The organism is Klebsiella sp. AqSCr (genome assembly GCF_008452795.1).
Lineage (GTDB): Bacteria > Pseudomonadota > Gammaproteobacteria > Enterobacterales > Enterobacteriaceae > Klebsiella > Klebsiella pneumoniae.
In genome coordinates this window covers 168222-183703 of record NZ_MJDM01000001.1, presented here as the reverse complement: position 1 = coordinate 183703, position 15482 = coordinate 168222, and the positions used below count along the sequence as shown (strand labels likewise).

The following is a 15482-nucleotide window of genomic DNA, read 5'->3' as shown; positions in this document are numbered from 1 at the left end:
GCCATCCAGTAATATAGCGCCCTTTCCATTCCTGGCCCCAATTTTGACGCATCTCCGATTGTTCATGGAGATGATCAACTATTGCCTGCAATTAAAGAACTAAAGAGCCGAACATATATGCCTTTTACACTTGGTCAACGCTGGATTAGCGACACAGAGAGCGAACTAGGATTAGGGACGGTGGTAGCGCTGGATGCGCGCATGGTCACTCTCCTTTTCCCCGCCATCGGCGAAAACCGTCTGTACTCTCGCAACGATTCCCCGATCACCCGCGTAATGTTTAACCCGGGCGACACCATCACCAGCCATGAAGGCTGGCAGCTCCACGTTGACAAAGTGAATGAAGAGAACGGGCTGCTGTCCTACACTGGCACCCGCCTGGACACCCAGGAAGCGAACGTCACCCTGCGTGAAGTGCTGCTCGACAGCAAACTGGTATTCAGCAAACCGCAGGACCGCCTGTTCGCCGGCCAAATCGACCGCATGGATCGCTTTGCCCTACGCTACCGCGCGCGCAAGTTCCAGAGCGAACAGTACCGCATGCCGTGGAGCGGCCTGCGCGGCCAGCGCACCAGCCTGATCCCGCACCAGCTGCATATTGCCCACGATGTGGGCCGTCGTCACGCGCCGCGCGTCCTGCTGGCCGATGAAGTGGGCTTAGGTAAAACCATTGAAGCCGGGATGATCCTGCACCAGCAGCTGCTCTCCGGCGCCGCAGAGCGCGTGCTGATCGTGGTCCCGGAAACCCTCCAGCACCAGTGGCTGGTGGAGATGCTGCGCCGTTTCAACCTGCGTTTCTCGCTGTTCGACGACGAGCGCTACGCCGAAGCGCAGCACGATGCCTACAATCCGTTCGAAACCGAACAACTGGTGATCTGCTCTTTAGACTTCGTGCGTCGCAGCAAGCAGCGCCTGGAGCATCTGTGCGACGCCGAGTGGGACCTGATGGTGGTCGACGAAGCGCACCACCTGGTGTGGAGCGAAGAGGCGCCGAGCCGTGAATATCAGGCTATTGAACAGCTGGCTGAGCGCGTGCCGGGTATCCTGCTGCTCACCGCGACGCCGGAACAGCTGGGAATGGAGAGCCATTTTGCGCGCCTGCGTCTGTTGGATCCGAACCGCTTCCACGATTTTGAACAGTTTGTCGAAGAACAGCAGAACTACCGTCCGGTGGCCGACGCCGTCGCGCTGCTGCTGGCGGGCAACAAGCTGAGCGATAGCGAACTCAATACCCTGGGCGATCTGATCGGCGAGCAGGATATCGAGCCGCTGCTGCAGGCCGCCAACAGCGATCGCGAAGATGCCCAGGCCGCGCGCCAGGAGCTGATCTCGATGCTGATGGACCGCCACGGCACCAGCCGCGTGCTGTTCCGTAATACCCGTAACGGCGTCAAAGGTTTCCCGAAACGCGAGCTGCACACCATTCGTCTGCCGCTGCCGACCCAGTACCAGACGGCCATCAAAGTGTCCGGCATTATGGGCGCGCGCAAAACCGCGGAAGAGCGCGCGCGCGACATGCTCTATCCGGAGCAGATCTATCAGGAATTTGAAGGTGATACCGGTACCTGGTGGAACTTCGACCCGCGCGTCGAGTGGCTGATGGGCTACCTGACCAGCCATCGCTCGCAGAAGGTGCTGGTAATCTGCGCTAAGGCCGCCACCGCCCTGCAGCTGGAACAGGTGCTGCGCGAGCGCGAAGGCATCCGCGCCGCGGTGTTCCATGAAGGGATGTCGATTATCGAACGCGACCGCGCCGCGGCGTGGTTTGCTGAAGAAGACACCGGCGCCCAGGTGCTGCTGTGCTCCGAGATCGGCTCCGAAGGACGCAACTTCCAGTTCGCCAGCAACCTGGTGATGTTCGACCTGCCGTTTAACCCGGATCTGCTGGAGCAGCGTATCGGTCGTCTCGACCGTATCGGCCAGGCGCACGATATCCAGATCCACGTTCCGTACCTGGAAAAAACCGCGCAGTCGGTGCTGGTGCGCTGGTATCACGAAGGGCTCGACGCCTTCGAACATACCTGCCCGACCGGTCGCACCGTCTACGACAGCGTGCACGATGAACTGATCAACTATCTTGCGGCGCCGGAATCCACCGACGGCTTTGACGATCTGATCAAATCCTGCCGCCAACAGCATGATGCCCTGAAGGCGCAGCTGGAGCAGGGCCGCGACCGTCTGCTGGAGATCCACTCCAACGGCGGCGAGAAAGCCCAGGCCCTGGCGGAGAGCATCGAAGAGCAGGATGACGACACCAGCCTGATCGCTTTCTCGATGAACCTGTTCGATATCGTCGGCATCAACCAGGACGACCGCGGTGAAAACCTGATCGTCCTCACCCCTTCCGACCATATGCTGGTGCCGGATTTCCCGGGCCTGCCGGAAGACGGTTGCACCATCACCTTCGAACGTGACGTGGCGCTGTCGCGTGAAGATGCGCAATTTATTACCTGGGAACACCCGCTGATACGCAACGGTCTGGACCTGATCCTTTCCGGCGATACCGGCAGCAGCACCATTTCGCTGCTGAAGAACAAGGCGCTGCCGGTCGGCACCCTGCTGCTGGAGCTGATCTATGTCGTCGAAGCGCAGGCGCCGAAGCAGCTGCAGCTCAACCGCTTCCTGCCGGCGACCCCGGTTCGCATGCTGCTGGATAAAAACGGCAACAACCTCGCCGCGCAGGTGGAGTTCGAAAGCTTCAACCGCCAGCTGAGCGCGGTCAACCGCCATACCGGTAGCAAGCTGGTCAATGCGGTGCAGCAGGACGTTCATGCGATTCTGCAGCAGGGTGAAGCGCAGATCGCCAAAGCGGCGCAGGGGCTGATCGACGCGGCGCGTAACGAAGCCGATGAAAAGCTGACGGCGGAGCTGTCGCGTCTGGAAGCGCTGAAGGCGGTGAACCCGAACATCCGTGACGACGAACTGGCGGCGATCGAAAGCAACCGTCAGCAGGTGATGGATGCGCTGGCGCAGGCCGGATGGCGTCTGGACGCGCTGCGTCTGATCGTCGTTACTCACCAGTAACGGAACGCGAACATGGCGATGGAAAACTACAATCCGCCGCAGGATCCCTGGCTGGTGATCCTGTATCAGGATGAGCACATCATGGTGGTCAACAAGCCGAGCGGCTTGTTGTCCGTCCCCGGTCGTCTTGAGGAGCATAAAGACAGCGTGATGACGCGCATTCAGCGCGACTTCCCGCAGGCCGAATCGGTGCATCGCCTGGATATGGCCACCAGCGGCGTGATTGTGGTGGCGCTGAATAAAGCCGCCGAGCGTGAACTGAAGCGTCAGTTCCGCGAGCGCGAGCCGAAGAAGCAGTACGTCGCCCTCGTCTGGGGCCATCCGCAGCCGGCGGAAGGCCTCGTGGATTTACCGCTGATTTGCGACTGGCCGAACCGGCCAATGCAGAAGGTGTGCTATGAAACCGGCAAAGCGGCGCAAACCGAATATGAGGTGCTGGAGTACGCAGAGGATAACACCGCCCGCGTGCGCCTGAAGCCGATTACCGGACGGTCGCACCAGCTGCGCGTGCATATGCTGGCGCTGGGGCATCCGATCCTTGGCGACCGCTTCTATGCCACGCCGGAGGCGCTGGCGATGGCCCCGCGCCTGCTGCTGCACGCCGAGACGCTCACCATCACCCATCCTGCCTACGGCAACGCGATGACCTTTCGCGCGCCGATCGACTTTTAACGCTCATACTTCGAGTTGCGTGCGGGTTGGCTGCGTGCAACTCGGATTAGTGAGGATACAGAAAACAATCCCGATTAATCGCGGGCGAACCACGCGTCAATCATCTGCTCAACGCGGGCGACGACGAGATCGGTGTCGTGACGACGGCTGCGCGCACAGGCGTGCGCCGGCTCATCGCACAGCAGGCAGCGGCGCTGCGATTCGCCCAGCGACTGGCGTCCCACCAGCCCGTTCTGCGGACAGATTACATCGATATCCCACAGGCGTCCCAGCGGATGGCTCTGCTCCAGCGTACTGCACATCGCTTTGATTTCGCTGGCCGGATGCGCTACGCACCACAGCGCTTCTGGCCCGGTCGGCAGCCATAGCACCTGACGATCCAGCGTTTGCCAGCGGTGCTTCCACAGCAGCTGATCGCAGGCCTGGAGGGCAACGCCCATCATATTGCGATAGCGAATGCTGTCCTTCACCGCCCCCGGGGTCACCAGGGTCAGGGAAATAACAGGCTGCTGATAATGGGCCAACCAGTCGGCCTGGCGGGCTGCACGCTGCTCTTTCGCCGCCAGCAATGCGTCGATGCTGACGCCCGCCTGGGCGGGAGTATCCACTGACATTAATTCCTCTCCTACATATGATAAATACGACAGCGCCTGGACTGTCATGATGATGGTTGCGATAGCCGATCGCGCGCTGATTGTAACGCTAAATGCGGAGCATTTAGGATACAGAACGCAGATATTTTCGGCGTTCCGTAGCGGAAAATAGCAGATTTATCGCTGAGCGTAGCGTTATATCACGCCAGATAGTGGCTGAGGAACAGCAACCCCAGCGAGACATTTATCGCCCCGCCGATGCGGGTAGCGATCTGCGCGAACGGCATCAGGCTCATGCGGTTGCCGGCGGTCAGGATCGCCACATCGCCGGTGCCGCCCTGCCCGCTCTGGCAACAGGAAACAATCGCCACATCGATCGGGTGCATCCCTATCTTTTTACCAACCAGGAAACCGGTCGCCACCAGCGCGGAGACGGTACTGACGATCACCAGCAGGTTGGTTAAAGTGAAGGCGTTTACCAGTTCCTGCCACGGGGTGATCGCCACGCCGACGGCAAAGAGGATCGGGTAGGTGACTGCGGTGCGGAAGAATTTATACACCATCTGCGACCCCTCCTGCAGACGCGGAGACACCACGTTAGCCAGCTTTAACAGCACCGCGAGGAACAGCATGCCTACCGGCGCCGGCAGACCAATCAGTTTGTGGCCGAGCATCCCCATCATATACAGCAGTACCGCCAGCAGCGCGCCGGAGGCGAGGGTCCCAACGTCGGTCTTACCGCTCACGCCTTCGCTCTCGCTGAGGCTGCGGGTTTCATGGCTGCGGTTCGGCATCAGTTGCCCTTCGCCGGTCAGATGCGGGAAGCGCTTGCCGAGCTGGTTGAGGCAGCCGGAGATGACGATCGCCGTCAGGCTGCCAAGCATCACCATCGGCAATACCCGGCCCAGGGCCACGCCCTGCTCCATATGCATCAGCGCGGCATAACCCATTGACAGCGGAATCGCCCCCTCTCCCACGCCGCCGGCCATAATCGGCAGCACGATAAAGAAGAATACCTGGAACGGCTCCATGCCCAGCAGCGTGCCGACGCCGATGCCCACCAGCATGCCGACCACTTCGCCGCACAGCATCGGGAAGAAGATCTTCAGAAAGCCCTGAATCAGCGTGGTGCGGTTCATACTCATGATGCTGCCGACAATGATGCAGCAGATATAGAGATAGAGGATGTTAGTGGATTTATAGAATTTGGTCGTGGATTCAATAACCACGTCAGGCAGCAGACCATAGTGGACCAGCGCGGAAGGAATAAAGGTGGCGCAGATCGCCGCCGCACCGAGTTTCCCCAGCACCGGGAGGCGTTTACCAAACTCGCCGCAGGCGAAGCCAAAGAAAGCCAGGGTGGCCACCATCACCACGATATCGCTCGGCAGTTTGCCGCCAAGGCAGTCGAGGGCAATCAGTCCTCCGGCCAGCAGAAACAGCGGCAGCGGGACGATCCCCACCTTCCAGTTATCCATAATATGCCACCAGCGCTGCTTGAGCGTGGTTTTCGGCGTATCGATCGGTTCAAGGGTTGCAGAGAATGCATTGTCTGTGGTGCTCATAAATTCAGCCCTGTCGTTATTATTCATTTTCAGCGTAAAGGGACAGCGGCGTCGTTAATGTGAAGCTTCCCAGATTAAAAAAGAAGTTTTAATGGTCACTATGGTTTTTATGGTTTTTATTCGCTGAACTGCCCGGGAGTGATATATCTCTGATTTATGACTGTGGTTTTTATGGTTTTTATTTCCCGCCGGCCGCCTATTTCCGCCGCGACCGCTGGCGGCAGCCCGCGCCTGCGCCGCTGATCACAACTTTCCCTTAACATTTACGTCACGTGACAGAAAAATGATAGAGTGCCGCTATGGTTAATACGTCGTCCGGGGCCTATGAAATTATCTTTTCAATATAAGCTGTTTATTTCTCTGGTCGCTTTTTTCTCGGTCCTTTTTATCGCACTGGGCATTTATTATTATTTTGACGCCAGCCGCCAGCTTTATCAGGAGATGAGCGCCCGGGCCAAAATACAGGCCGAAGAGATAGCCCTGATGCCGAATTTACGTCAACAGGTCAGCCGGCACGACCCACAGGCGATTCAGGCGTTTATGCAGCAAATCGCCGCCCATAGCGACGCCAGCTTTATCGTCATCGGCGACCGTCAGGGAGTTCATCTGTTTCATTCCGTCCATCCGGAGTGGGTTGGCACCCGACTGGTCGGCGGCGACAACCAGGCGGTACTGGAAGGGAAATCCATCACCACCATTCGCAAAGGCGGCCTCGGGGTCTCGCTGCGCAGCAAAACGCCCATCGTTGATGACGCAGGGCGAGTGATCGGTATTGTCTCCGTCGGCTACCTCACCAGCTATCTCGACAGCATTACTCTGACTAAAGTGATCAATATTTTTATCGCCGCCGTCCTGCTGCTCATCGCCCTGTTTATCTTCTCCTGGTACTTTACCCGCAGCATCAAGAAGCAGATTTTTTCGCTCGAGCCGCGGGAAATTGGCCTGCTGGTTCGCCAGCAAAAGGCGATGATGGAGTCGATCTTTGAGGGGGTGATCGTCATCGATCGCCAGCGGCGTATTGAGGTGATAAACCATGCCGCCCGCAGCCTGCTGGAGCTCAGCCAGCCCGCCCGCCAGCTGCGCGGTCAGTCGATCGACAGCGTCATTTCGCCGCAGCCCTTTTTCGCCAGCGGCGACATGCTCGAACGCGATACCCACGATGAGCTATGCCGCTTCAACCAGTTGACCGTGCTCGCCAGTCGGGTGCGCATTATGCTGGAGAATACCCTGCAGGGCTGGGTGATCACATTCCGTGACCGCAATGAAATCAATGCCCTCACCGCCCAGCTGAGCCAGGTGAAGCGCTATGTCGACAATCTGCGCATCATGCGCCACGAGCAGCTCAACCGGATGACTACCCTCTCCGGCCTGCTGCATATGGGCCATTATGACGAAGCGATCCGCTATATTCAGGCCCAGTCGGAACATGCTCAGGAGCTACTGGACTTTATCTCCTCGCACTTCCACTCGCCGACGCTATGCGGTCTGCTGCTCGGCAAAGCCACCCGCGCCCGCGAAAAAGGCGTGGCGCTGAGCTTCGACCCGGCCTGCCGTATCGACCGCCCCCTGCCGTCGCTAATGGAATCCGAGCTGATCTCCATCATCGGCAACCTGCTGGATAACGCCATCGAAGCCACGCAGCGTGCCGAGCTGCCGCATGAGCCGGTGGAAGTCCTGATCCAGCTCAACGCCCGGGAGTTGATTATCGAAGTGGCCGACCGCGGCGTCGGCATCCGCCCCGATATCCGCGAGCGCATTTTTGAACGCGGCGTCACCACCAAAACCCGTGGCGATCACGGCATTGGTCTGTATCTTATTGAACATTATGTCACTCAGGCGGGCGGCACCATCGAAGTCGCCGATAACGCGCCGCGGGGAACGATCTTCACCCTATTTATCCCGGCCGACGCGCACGCCTGTCCGCAACCGGAGGTCCACGATGCATCATGACCTGGTCGATGTGCTAATCATTGAAGATGAGAGCGAACTGGCGCGCCTGCACGCCGAGCTTGTGCAAAAACACCCGCGACTGCGGCTGGCAGGCATGGCGGCCTCCCTCGCCCAGGCGCGGCAGCTGCTTCACGCCACGCCGCCGCAGCTGGTGCTGCTGGATAACTATTTACCGGACGGCAAAGGCGTCACGCTGATGACCGACCCGGCGCTGGCGACCAGCCAATGCTCGGTGATCTTTATCACCGCCGCCAGCGATATGGAAACCTGCAGCCAGGCCATCCGCAACGGCGCCTTCGACTATATCCTTAAGCCGGTATCATGGAAGCGGCTGAGCCAGTCGCTGGAGCGCTTTATCCAGTTCTACGATCAGCAACGGGAGTGGAAAATCGTCGATCAGCAAAACGTCGATTCCCTCTATCAACTGCAGGCGAAGAACTATCGCGTGGATAGCGGCAGCAAGGGGATTGAAGAGAAAACGCTGGCGCTGGTGCAGGGACTGTTTAGCGACCGGGAAGCGCACTGTTTTTCCGTTGATGAAGTGGTCAGCGCCGCCGGGCTTAGCAAAACCACCGCCCGTCGCTATCTGGAGCATGGCGTTGAGACCGGTTTTCTGGAAGTGGAGATGCTGTACGGAAAAATTGGCCATCCGCGGCGGCTGTATCGCCGCGCTAAGGTCAAAAGTTAAAACCCCTCGCCGGACGGGAGGGGCTGGAAACGTCAGAAGCCGCGCTGCTCTTTGATCAGCTCCCAGGCCTTCTGGATCTCCTGGGCCTTCTGTTTGGCCATCTCCATCATCTCCGGCGGCAGACCTTTCGCTACCAGCTTGTCCGGATGATGTTCGTTCATCAGCTTGCGATAGGCGCGCTTCACCGTCGCCGCATCGTCGGTCGGTTTTACTCCCAGCACATTGCAGGCATCTTCGAGGGTCGGCCCACGCTGCGCCTGCTGCCAGCCGGCGTTGCCGCCATGCTGGCCATAAGAGCGCTGCTGCGAACCGCCGCCAAACTGGGCGCCGCCCTGCATCATCCGCAGGAATTGATCGAACTGGGCGCGGGAGATGCCGAGCTCGTCGGCAATGACGAACAGCACTTCACGTTCGTTAGGATGCAGTTCGCCATCAGCGAACGCCGCCTGCAGCTGAATTTCCAGAAACATCCGAATCAGATCGAAACGGCCAAAGCAGACGCTGCGCAGCTGACGCATTTTCTCGCGCAGGGGATAGTTGTCGGCCTTACCGTCGCGAAACGCCTGCTGCGCCGCGGTGCGCGAGGCGCCATGCAGGTTCATGCGATCCATTAGCACATTGGCGACATGAATATCCGCTTCGGTAACGCGGCCCTTGGATTTGGTCAGGTGCCCCATCACTTCGAAGGTGGTGGAAAAGAAGAGCGACTGACGCTCCTGCTGATTGGCGAAGAGATTTAACCGGCGGCTGCGCGCCCGGTCAAACATATGGCCGACCAGAAAGCCAAGCACCACGCCCCAGAACCCACCACCCATCAGCAAAGCCACTGCCACGCCAATCACTTTACCCAAATACTGCATAGACTCCCCAACTGTTTATCGCCGTTAAGCTCGAATATGACCGCACGTTACCCGGCACTCGCGCCTCGGTCAATTGTGGGACATAGCCTATAATTTGCTTTATCATACTCGTCATTCAACAGGGTGCCTAACGCTCGGGCTCGAAACGGGCAGGATTAACACTAGCGTGATAATGTTGAGTAAGTTAGGCTCTGACCGTTTGCAAGCCGCTGTCACAAGATGATGGAACAATAAATACAACGTATGAAAAAACGTATTCCCAGCCTCCTGGCTACGATGATTGCCAGCGCCTTGTATAGCCAACAAGGCCTCGCTGCCGATCTCGCAACGCAATGTATGCTTGGCGTGCCAAGCTATGATCGTCCGCTCGTGGAAGGTCGTCCTGGCGATCTGCCGGTGACGATTAACGCCGATCATGCGAAGGGCAACTACCCGGACAACGCCGTCTTTACCGGCAACGTCGATATTAACCAGGGGAATAGTCGCCTCCGCGCCGACGAAGTTCAGCTGCATCAGCAGCAGGCCGCGGGCCAGGCGCAGCCGGTGCGCACGGTGGACGCGCTGGGCAACGTGCATTACGACGATAACCAGGTGATCCTCAAAGGGCCAAAAGCCTGGTCGAATCTGAATACCAAAGATACCAACGTCTGGCAGGGCGATTATCAAATGGTCGGACGCCAGGGACGCGGCACCGCCGACCTGATGAAACAGCGCGGTGAAAACCGCTATACCATTCTCGAAAACGGCAGCTTTACCTCCTGTCTGCCGGGCTCCGACACCTGGAGCGTCGTCGGCAGCGAAGTTATCCACGATCGCGAAGAGCAGGTTGCCGAGATCTGGAACGCCCGCTTCAAGCTTGGCTCTGTGCCGATTTTCTATAGCCCCTACCTGCAGCTGCCGGTGGGCGATAAGCGTCGTTCAGGCTTCCTGATCCCGAACGCGAAATACAGCACCAAAAACGGCGTGGAATTCTCCCTGCCGTACTACTGGAACATCGCGCCAAACTTCGATGCCACCATTACTCCGCACTATATGAACAAACGCGGCGGCGTGATGTGGGAAAACGAGTTCCGCTATCTGACCCAGCTCGGCAGCGGCTTAACTGAATTCGACTACCTGCCGTCGGATAAAGTCTACGAAGACGACCACTCGAGCGACAGCAACAGCCGCCGCTGGCTGTTCTACTGGAACCACTCAGGGGTTATCGATCAGGTATGGCGTCTGAACGCTGACTACACCAAGGTCAGCGATCCTGACTACTTCAACGACTTCAGCTCGAAATATGGTTCCAGTACCGACGGCTATGCGACGCAGAAATTCAGCGCCGGTTACGTCAACCAGAACTTTGACGCCACGGTATCGACCAAACAGTTCCAGGTCTTTGACCGCGAATCGAGCAACTCCTATTCGGCTGAGCCGCAGCTCGACGTCAACTACTACCAGAATGATGTCGGTCCGTTCGATACCCATCTCTATGGACAGGTTGCCCATTTTGTTAACTCGAATAACAACATGCCGGAAGCGACCCGCGTTCACTTCGAACCGACGATCAACCTGCCGCTGTCCAACGGTTGGGGCAGTCTGAATACCGAAGCCAAGCTGCTGGCGACTCACTACCAGCAGAGCAACCTCGATAAGTACAATGCCGCCAACGGCACTGACTATAAAGAGTCCGTCAGCCGCGTAATGCCGCAGTTTAAAGTCGACGGCAAAATGGTCTTTGAACGCGACCTGCAGGAGGGATTCACCCAAACGCTGGAACCGCGCGTGCAGTATCTGTACGTGCCGTACCGCGATCAGAGTGAAATCGGCAACTACGACTCCACGCTGTTGCAGTCGGATTACACCGGTCTGTTCCGCGACCGTACCTATAGCGGTCTGGACCGCATCGCGTCGGCTAATCAGGTCACCACCGGGCTCACCTCGCGCGTGTACGATGCCGCCGCGGTGGAACGTTTTAATATTTCCGTTGGTCAAATCTACTATTTCACCGAGTCACGCACCGGTGATGACAACATCAACTGGGAGAACAACGATACCACGGGTTCACTGGTCTGGGCCGGCGATACCTACTGGCGCATTGCCGATGAATGGGGTCTGCGCGGGGGGATCCAGTACGATACGCGTCTGGATAACGTTGCCACTGGTAACGGCACCATTGAATACCGTCGCGATGAGAACCGCTTAGTCCAGCTTAACTATCGTTACGCCAGCCCGGAATATATTCAGGCCACGCTGCCGTCATATTCCACCGCGGCACAATATAAACAGGGTATTTCGCAGGTGGGGATGACCGCCAGTTGGCCGATTGTCGATCGCTGGTCCGTGGTCGGGGCCTACTACTACGATACTAATACCCGGAAAGCAGCAAACCAGATGTTGGGTGTGCAGTATAACTCCTGCTGCTACGCCATCCGTCTTGGCTACGAACGTAAAGTCAACGGCTGGAACAGCAACGACAACGGCGGCGAGAGCAAATACGATAACACCTTCGGAATCAATATCGAATTGCGCGGTCTGAGCTCTAACTACGGCCTCGGCACCCAGCAGATGCTGCGCTCGAACATTTTACCGTACCAGAGCTCCCTGTGATGCGGCTGGTTTACAACATCATCCGCATTTGCGGTTAATCGAAATGGAAAAAGTATGAAGAACTGGAAAACGCTGCTTCTCGGTATCGCCATGATCGCGAATACCAGTTTCGCTGCCCCCCAGGTGGTCGATAAAGTAGCGGCCGTCGTCAATAATGGCGTCGTGCTGGAAAGCGACGTCGATGGTTTGATGCAATCGGTTAAGCTCAATGCTGGTCAGGCTGGCCAACAGCTGCCGGATGACGCCACCCTGCGCCATCAAATCCTCGAAAGACTGATCATGGACCAGATCGTGTTACAGATGGGGCAGAAGATGGGCGTGAAGATCTCTGACGACCAGCTCGATCAGGCTATCGCCAACATCGCCAAACAAAATAATATGACCTTGGATCAGATGCGCAGCCGTCTGGCCTATGAAGGCATCAACTACAACACCTACCGTAACCAGATCCGTAAAGAGATGCTGATTTCGGAAGTGCGTAACAATGAAGTGCGTCGTCGCATCACCGTGCTGCCGCAGGAAGTGGAAGCGCTGGCGAAACAGATCGGCGACCAGAACGACGCCAGCACCGAGCTCAACCTGAGCCACATCCTGATCCCGCTGCCGGAGAACCCGACCTCTGATGAAGTCGCCGCGGCCCAGGAGCAAGCAAACTCCATCGTTGAGCAGGCGCGCAACGGCGCCAACTTCGGCAAACTGGCGATCACCTACTCCGCTGACCAACAGGCGCTGAAGGGTGGCCAGATGGGCTGGGGCCGTATCCAGGAGCTGCCGGGCATTTTCGCTCAGGCGTTAAGCACCGCGAAGAAAGGGGATATCGTCGGTCCGATTCGTTCCGGCGTTGGTTTCCACATTCTGAAAGTCAACGACCTGCGCGGTGGTACCCAGAATATCTCCGTTACCGAGGTTCACGCCCGTCATATTCTGCTGAAACCGTCGCCGATCATGAACGACGCCCAGGCTCAGGCTAAGCTGGAACAGATCGCAGCCGAGATTAAGAGCGGGAAAATCACGTTTGCTCAAGCGGCGAAAACCTATTCGGAAGATCCGGGCTCGGCAAACCAGGGCGGTGATTTAGGCTGGGCCACGCCGGACATCTTTGACCCGGCGTTCCGCGATGCGCTGATGCGTCTGAACAAAGGGCAGACCAGCGGACCGGTGCACTCTTCCTTTGGCTGGCACCTGATCGAACTGCTGGATAGCCGTCAGGTCGACAGAACCGACGCCGCGCAGAAAGATCGTGCTTACCGCATGCTGATGAACCGCAAATTCTCTGAAGAAGCGGCAACCTGGATGCAGGAACAGCGCGCCAGTGCGTATGTTAAAATTCTGAGCAACTAATATCGATGCCTGAAACCCGTAAAGTTGTTATCACTCCCGGCGAACCCGCCGGGATTGGCCCTGACCTGGTCGTGCAGCTTGCCCAGCGCGACTGGCCAGTTGAGCTGGTGATTTGCGCCGATGGCGCCCTGTTAACTGACCGAGCCAAGCGGCTCGGTCTTCCTTTATCTCTCCTCCCTTACGATCCCGCGCAACCTCCTGTTCCTCAGCGCGCCGGTACCCTGACGCTGCTGAACGTGCCGCTAAACGTCCCGGCGGAGCCCGGCGTGCTGAATGTGCAAAACGGCGCCTACGTAGTGGAGACGCTGGCGCGCGCCTGCGACGGTTGCCTTAGCGGCGAGTTTGCGGCGTTAGTGACCGGCCCGGTGCATAAAGGCAACATCAACGACGCCGGTATCGCCTTTACCGGTCATACCGAGTTCTTTGAAGAGCGCGCGAAGGCCAGCAAAGTGGTGATGATGTTGGCGACCGAGGAGCTGCGGGTGGCGCTGGTCACCACCCATCTGCCGTTGAAAGCCATCAGCGAAGCGATTACCCCCGAGCTACTGCGCGAGATCATCACCATTCTCGATCTCGACCTGCGCACGAAATTTGGCATTGCCCAGCCGCATGTGCTGGTTTGCGGGCTTAACCCGCACGCTGGCGAAGGCGGCCATATGGGAACAGAAGAGATAGACACCATCATTCCGGTGCTGGAAGAGATGCGCGCAAAGGGGATGAACCTCAGCGGTCCGCTGCCGGCAGACACCCTCTTTCAGCCGAAATATCTTGATCATGCCGATGCGGTACTCGCGATGTACCACGATCAGGGCCTGCCCGTGCTAAAATACCAGGGCTTTGGCCGCGGCGTGAACATTACGCTCGGTTTACCTTTTATTCGTACCTCCGTCGACCACGGCACCGCACTGGAATTAGCGGGCCAGGGAAAAGCGGACGTCGGCAGTTTTATCACGGCGCTTAATCTCGCCATCAAAATGATTGTTAATACCCAATGAATAATCGAGTCCATCAGGGCCATTTAGCCCGTAAACGCTTCGGGCAGAACTTCCTCAACGATCAGTTTGTGATCGACAGCATCGTCTCGGCGATTAACCCGCAGAAAGGCCAGGCGATGGTTGAAATCGGCCCCGGCCTGGCGGCCCTGACCGAGCCGGTCGGCGAACGCCTTGACCAGCTGACCGTCATCGAACTGGACCGCGATCTGGCGGCTCGCCTGCAGACGCATCCGTTCCTCGGTCCAAAGCTGACCATCTATCAGCAGGATGCGATGACCATGAACTTTGGCGAACTGGCGGAGAAAATGGGCCAGCCGCTGCGCGTCTTCGGCAACCTGCCGTACAATATCTCAACCCCGCTGATGTTCCATCTGTTCAGCTATACTGATGCCATTGCCGATATGCACTTTATGCTGCAGAAGGAAGTAGTGAATCGTCTGGTTGCCGGACCGAACAGTAAGGCGTATGGTCGGTTAAGCGTGATGGCGCAATATTATTGCCAGGTGATCCCGGTACTCGAAGTGCCGCCGAGCGCGTTTACCCCGCCGCCTAAGGTCGACTCCGCGGTGGTACGCCTGGTGCCGCACAGCACCATGCCGTATCCGGTCAAAGAGATCCGGGTGCTGAGCCGCATCACCACCGAAGCGTTCAACCAGCGCCGCAAGACTATCCGCAACAGTCTCGGCAATCTGTTCAGCGTGGAAGTGCTGACCGAGCTGGGCATCGACCCGGCCATGCGCGCCGAAAATATTTCCGTGGCGCAGTACTGCCTGATGGCCAACTGGCTGTCTGACAATCTGCCAACGAAGGAGAGCTAACCATGATTCATTCGCCCCGGGTGTGTGTCCAGGTACAGAGCGTCTATATCGAATCGCAGTCTTCCCCGGAAGAAGAGCGCTACGTCTTCGCTTACACCGTCACCATTCGCAACCTGGGGCGGAGTCAGGTTCAGCTGCTTGGCCGCTACTGGCTCATCACTAACGGCCACGGTCGTGAGACTGAAGTTCAGGGTGAAGGGGTGGTCGGCGAGCAACCGCATATTCCCGCCGGCGGTGAATATCAATATACCAGCGGCGCAGTGATTGAAACGCCGCTGGGAACCATGCAGGGTCATTATGAGATGATCGATATCGACGGCGCGCCGTTCCGTATTGAGATCCCTGTTTTCCGTCTCGCAGTTCCAACGCTCATTCATTAAAACA

At 58.1% G+C, this 15482-nt stretch carries 12 protein-coding genes; 9 read left to right on the top strand and 3 right to left on the bottom strand.

The features are described 5' to 3' along the window. Positions 1-117 precede the first annotated feature (117 nt). Together rapA and rluA are read left to right on the top strand one after the other, a co-directional pair. Positions 118-3024, top strand: coding sequence for an RNA polymerase-associated protein RapA (rapA, locus tag BHE81_RS00885; RefSeq protein ID WP_004178574.1), 2907 nt, complete (start codon positions 118-120; stop codon positions 3022-3024). A 12-nt stretch (positions 3025-3036) separates the two neighbouring features. Beyond that, positions 3037-3696, top strand: a complete 660-nt coding sequence (gene rluA / locus BHE81_RS00880) for a bifunctional tRNA pseudouridine(32) synthase/23S rRNA pseudouridine(746) synthase RluA (protein WP_004177427.1) — start codon at positions 3037-3039, stop codon at positions 3694-3696. Between the two features lie 74 nt (positions 3697-3770). On the opposite strand, the gene citX is transcribed toward rluA, so the two are convergent. Together citX and BHE81_RS00870 are read right to left on the bottom strand one after the other, a co-directional pair. Beyond that, a complete protein-coding gene (gene citX / locus BHE81_RS00875) occupies positions 3771-4310 on the bottom strand; it encodes a citrate lyase holo-[acyl-carrier protein] synthase (RefSeq protein WP_002888347.1) in 540 nt (179 codons plus the stop codon). Between the two features lie 179 nt (positions 4311-4489). Continuing rightward, the gene (locus BHE81_RS00870) at positions 4490-5854 is read right to left on the bottom strand and encodes a 2-hydroxycarboxylate transporter family protein (protein ID WP_002888345.1); all 1365 of its coding nucleotides are present in this window, start codon (positions 5852-5854) and stop codon (positions 4490-4492) included. 324 nt (positions 5855-6178) lie between these two features. On the opposite strand from BHE81_RS00870, the gene BHE81_RS00865 reads away from it, so the two are divergent. Together BHE81_RS00865 and BHE81_RS00860 are read left to right on the top strand one after the other, a co-directional pair. After that, positions 6179-7804, top strand: a complete 1626-nt coding sequence (locus BHE81_RS00865; RefSeq protein ID WP_023302315.1) for an ATP-binding protein — start codon at positions 6179-6181, stop codon at positions 7802-7804. Continuing rightward, positions 7794-8492: a response regulator gene (locus BHE81_RS00860; protein WP_002888337.1), complete on the top strand. Its 699-nt coding sequence runs from the start codon at positions 7794-7796 to the stop codon at positions 8490-8492. The genes BHE81_RS00865 and BHE81_RS00860 overlap by 11 nt, the downstream gene beginning before the upstream one ends. Positions 8493-8524: 32 nt before the next feature. Here the strand turns inward: BHE81_RS00860 and djlA are convergent, their stop codons facing one another. Then, positions 8525-9352 carry a co-chaperone DjlA gene (gene djlA, locus BHE81_RS00855; protein ID WP_002888332.1) on the bottom strand — a complete coding sequence of 276 codons (828 nt, stop codon included), beginning with the start codon at positions 9350-9352 and terminating at the stop codon, positions 8525-8527. A 243-nt stretch (positions 9353-9595) separates the two neighbouring features. On the opposite strand from djlA, the gene lptD reads away from it, so the two are divergent. The 5 genes from lptD to apaG are packed head-to-tail and all read left to right on the top strand — an operon-like array spanning position 9596 to position 15478. Beyond that, positions 9596-11944, top strand: coding sequence for an LPS assembly protein LptD (gene lptD / locus BHE81_RS00850; protein ID WP_004147026.1), 2349 nt, complete (start codon positions 9596-9598; stop codon positions 11942-11944). Between the two features lie 54 nt (positions 11945-11998). Next, on the top strand, positions 11999-13285 hold the full coding sequence (gene surA, locus BHE81_RS00845) for a peptidylprolyl isomerase SurA (RefSeq protein WP_002888329.1): 1287 nt from the start codon (positions 11999-12001) through the stop codon (positions 13283-13285). A 5-nt stretch (positions 13286-13290) separates the two neighbouring features. After that, entirely contained in the window at positions 13291-14280 is a 990-nt protein-coding gene (gene pdxA, locus BHE81_RS00840; protein WP_023343000.1) for a 4-hydroxythreonine-4-phosphate dehydrogenase PdxA, read from the top strand. Continuing rightward, complete coding sequence (gene rsmA, locus BHE81_RS00835) at positions 14277-15098, top strand: 16S rRNA (adenine(1518)-N(6)/adenine(1519)-N(6))-dimethyltransferase RsmA (protein ID WP_002888324.1); 822 nt, start codon at positions 14277-14279, stop codon at positions 15096-15098. The genes pdxA and rsmA overlap by 4 nt, the downstream gene beginning before the upstream one ends. Before the next feature lie 2 nt (positions 15099-15100). Then, on the top strand, positions 15101-15478 hold the full coding sequence (gene apaG / locus BHE81_RS00830) for a Co2+/Mg2+ efflux protein ApaG (protein ID WP_002888323.1): 378 nt from the start codon (positions 15101-15103) through the stop codon (positions 15476-15478). The last annotated feature ends 4 nt before the right edge of the window (positions 15479-15482 follow it).

Coding starts and splice junctions, on each gene's coding strand:
- BHE81_RS00870 (WP_002888345.1), bottom strand. CDS start 5,854: ATGAGCACCACAGACAATGCATTCTCTGCAACCCTTGAACCGATCGAT.
- djlA (WP_002888332.1), bottom strand. CDS start 9,352: ATGCAGTATTTGGGTAAAGTGATTGGCGTGGCAGTGGCTTTGCTGATG.
- BHE81_RS00860 (WP_002888337.1), top strand. CDS start 7,794: ATGCATCATGACCTGGTCGATGTGCTAATCATTGAAGATGAGAGCGAA.
- surA (WP_002888329.1), top strand. CDS start 11,999: ATGAAGAACTGGAAAACGCTGCTTCTCGGTATCGCCATGATCGCGAAT.
- rluA (WP_004177427.1), top strand. CDS start 3,037: ATGGCGATGGAAAACTACAATCCGCCGCAGGATCCCTGGCTGGTGATC.
- BHE81_RS00865 (WP_023302315.1), top strand. CDS start 6,179: ATGAAATTATCTTTTCAATATAAGCTGTTTATTTCTCTGGTCGCTTTT.
- citX (WP_002888347.1), bottom strand. CDS start 4,310: ATGTCAGTGGATACTCCCGCCCAGGCGGGCGTCAGCATCGACGCATTG.
- pdxA (WP_023343000.1), top strand. CDS start 13,291: ATGCCTGAAACCCGTAAAGTTGTTATCACTCCCGGCGAACCCGCCGGG.
- lptD (WP_004147026.1), top strand. CDS start 9,596: ATGAAAAAACGTATTCCCAGCCTCCTGGCTACGATGATTGCCAGCGCC.
- rsmA (WP_002888324.1), top strand. CDS start 14,277: ATGAATAATCGAGTCCATCAGGGCCATTTAGCCCGTAAACGCTTCGGG.
- apaG (WP_002888323.1), top strand. CDS start 15,101: ATGATTCATTCGCCCCGGGTGTGTGTCCAGGTACAGAGCGTCTATATC.
- rapA (WP_004178574.1), top strand. CDS start 118: ATGCCTTTTACACTTGGTCAACGCTGGATTAGCGACACAGAGAGCGAA.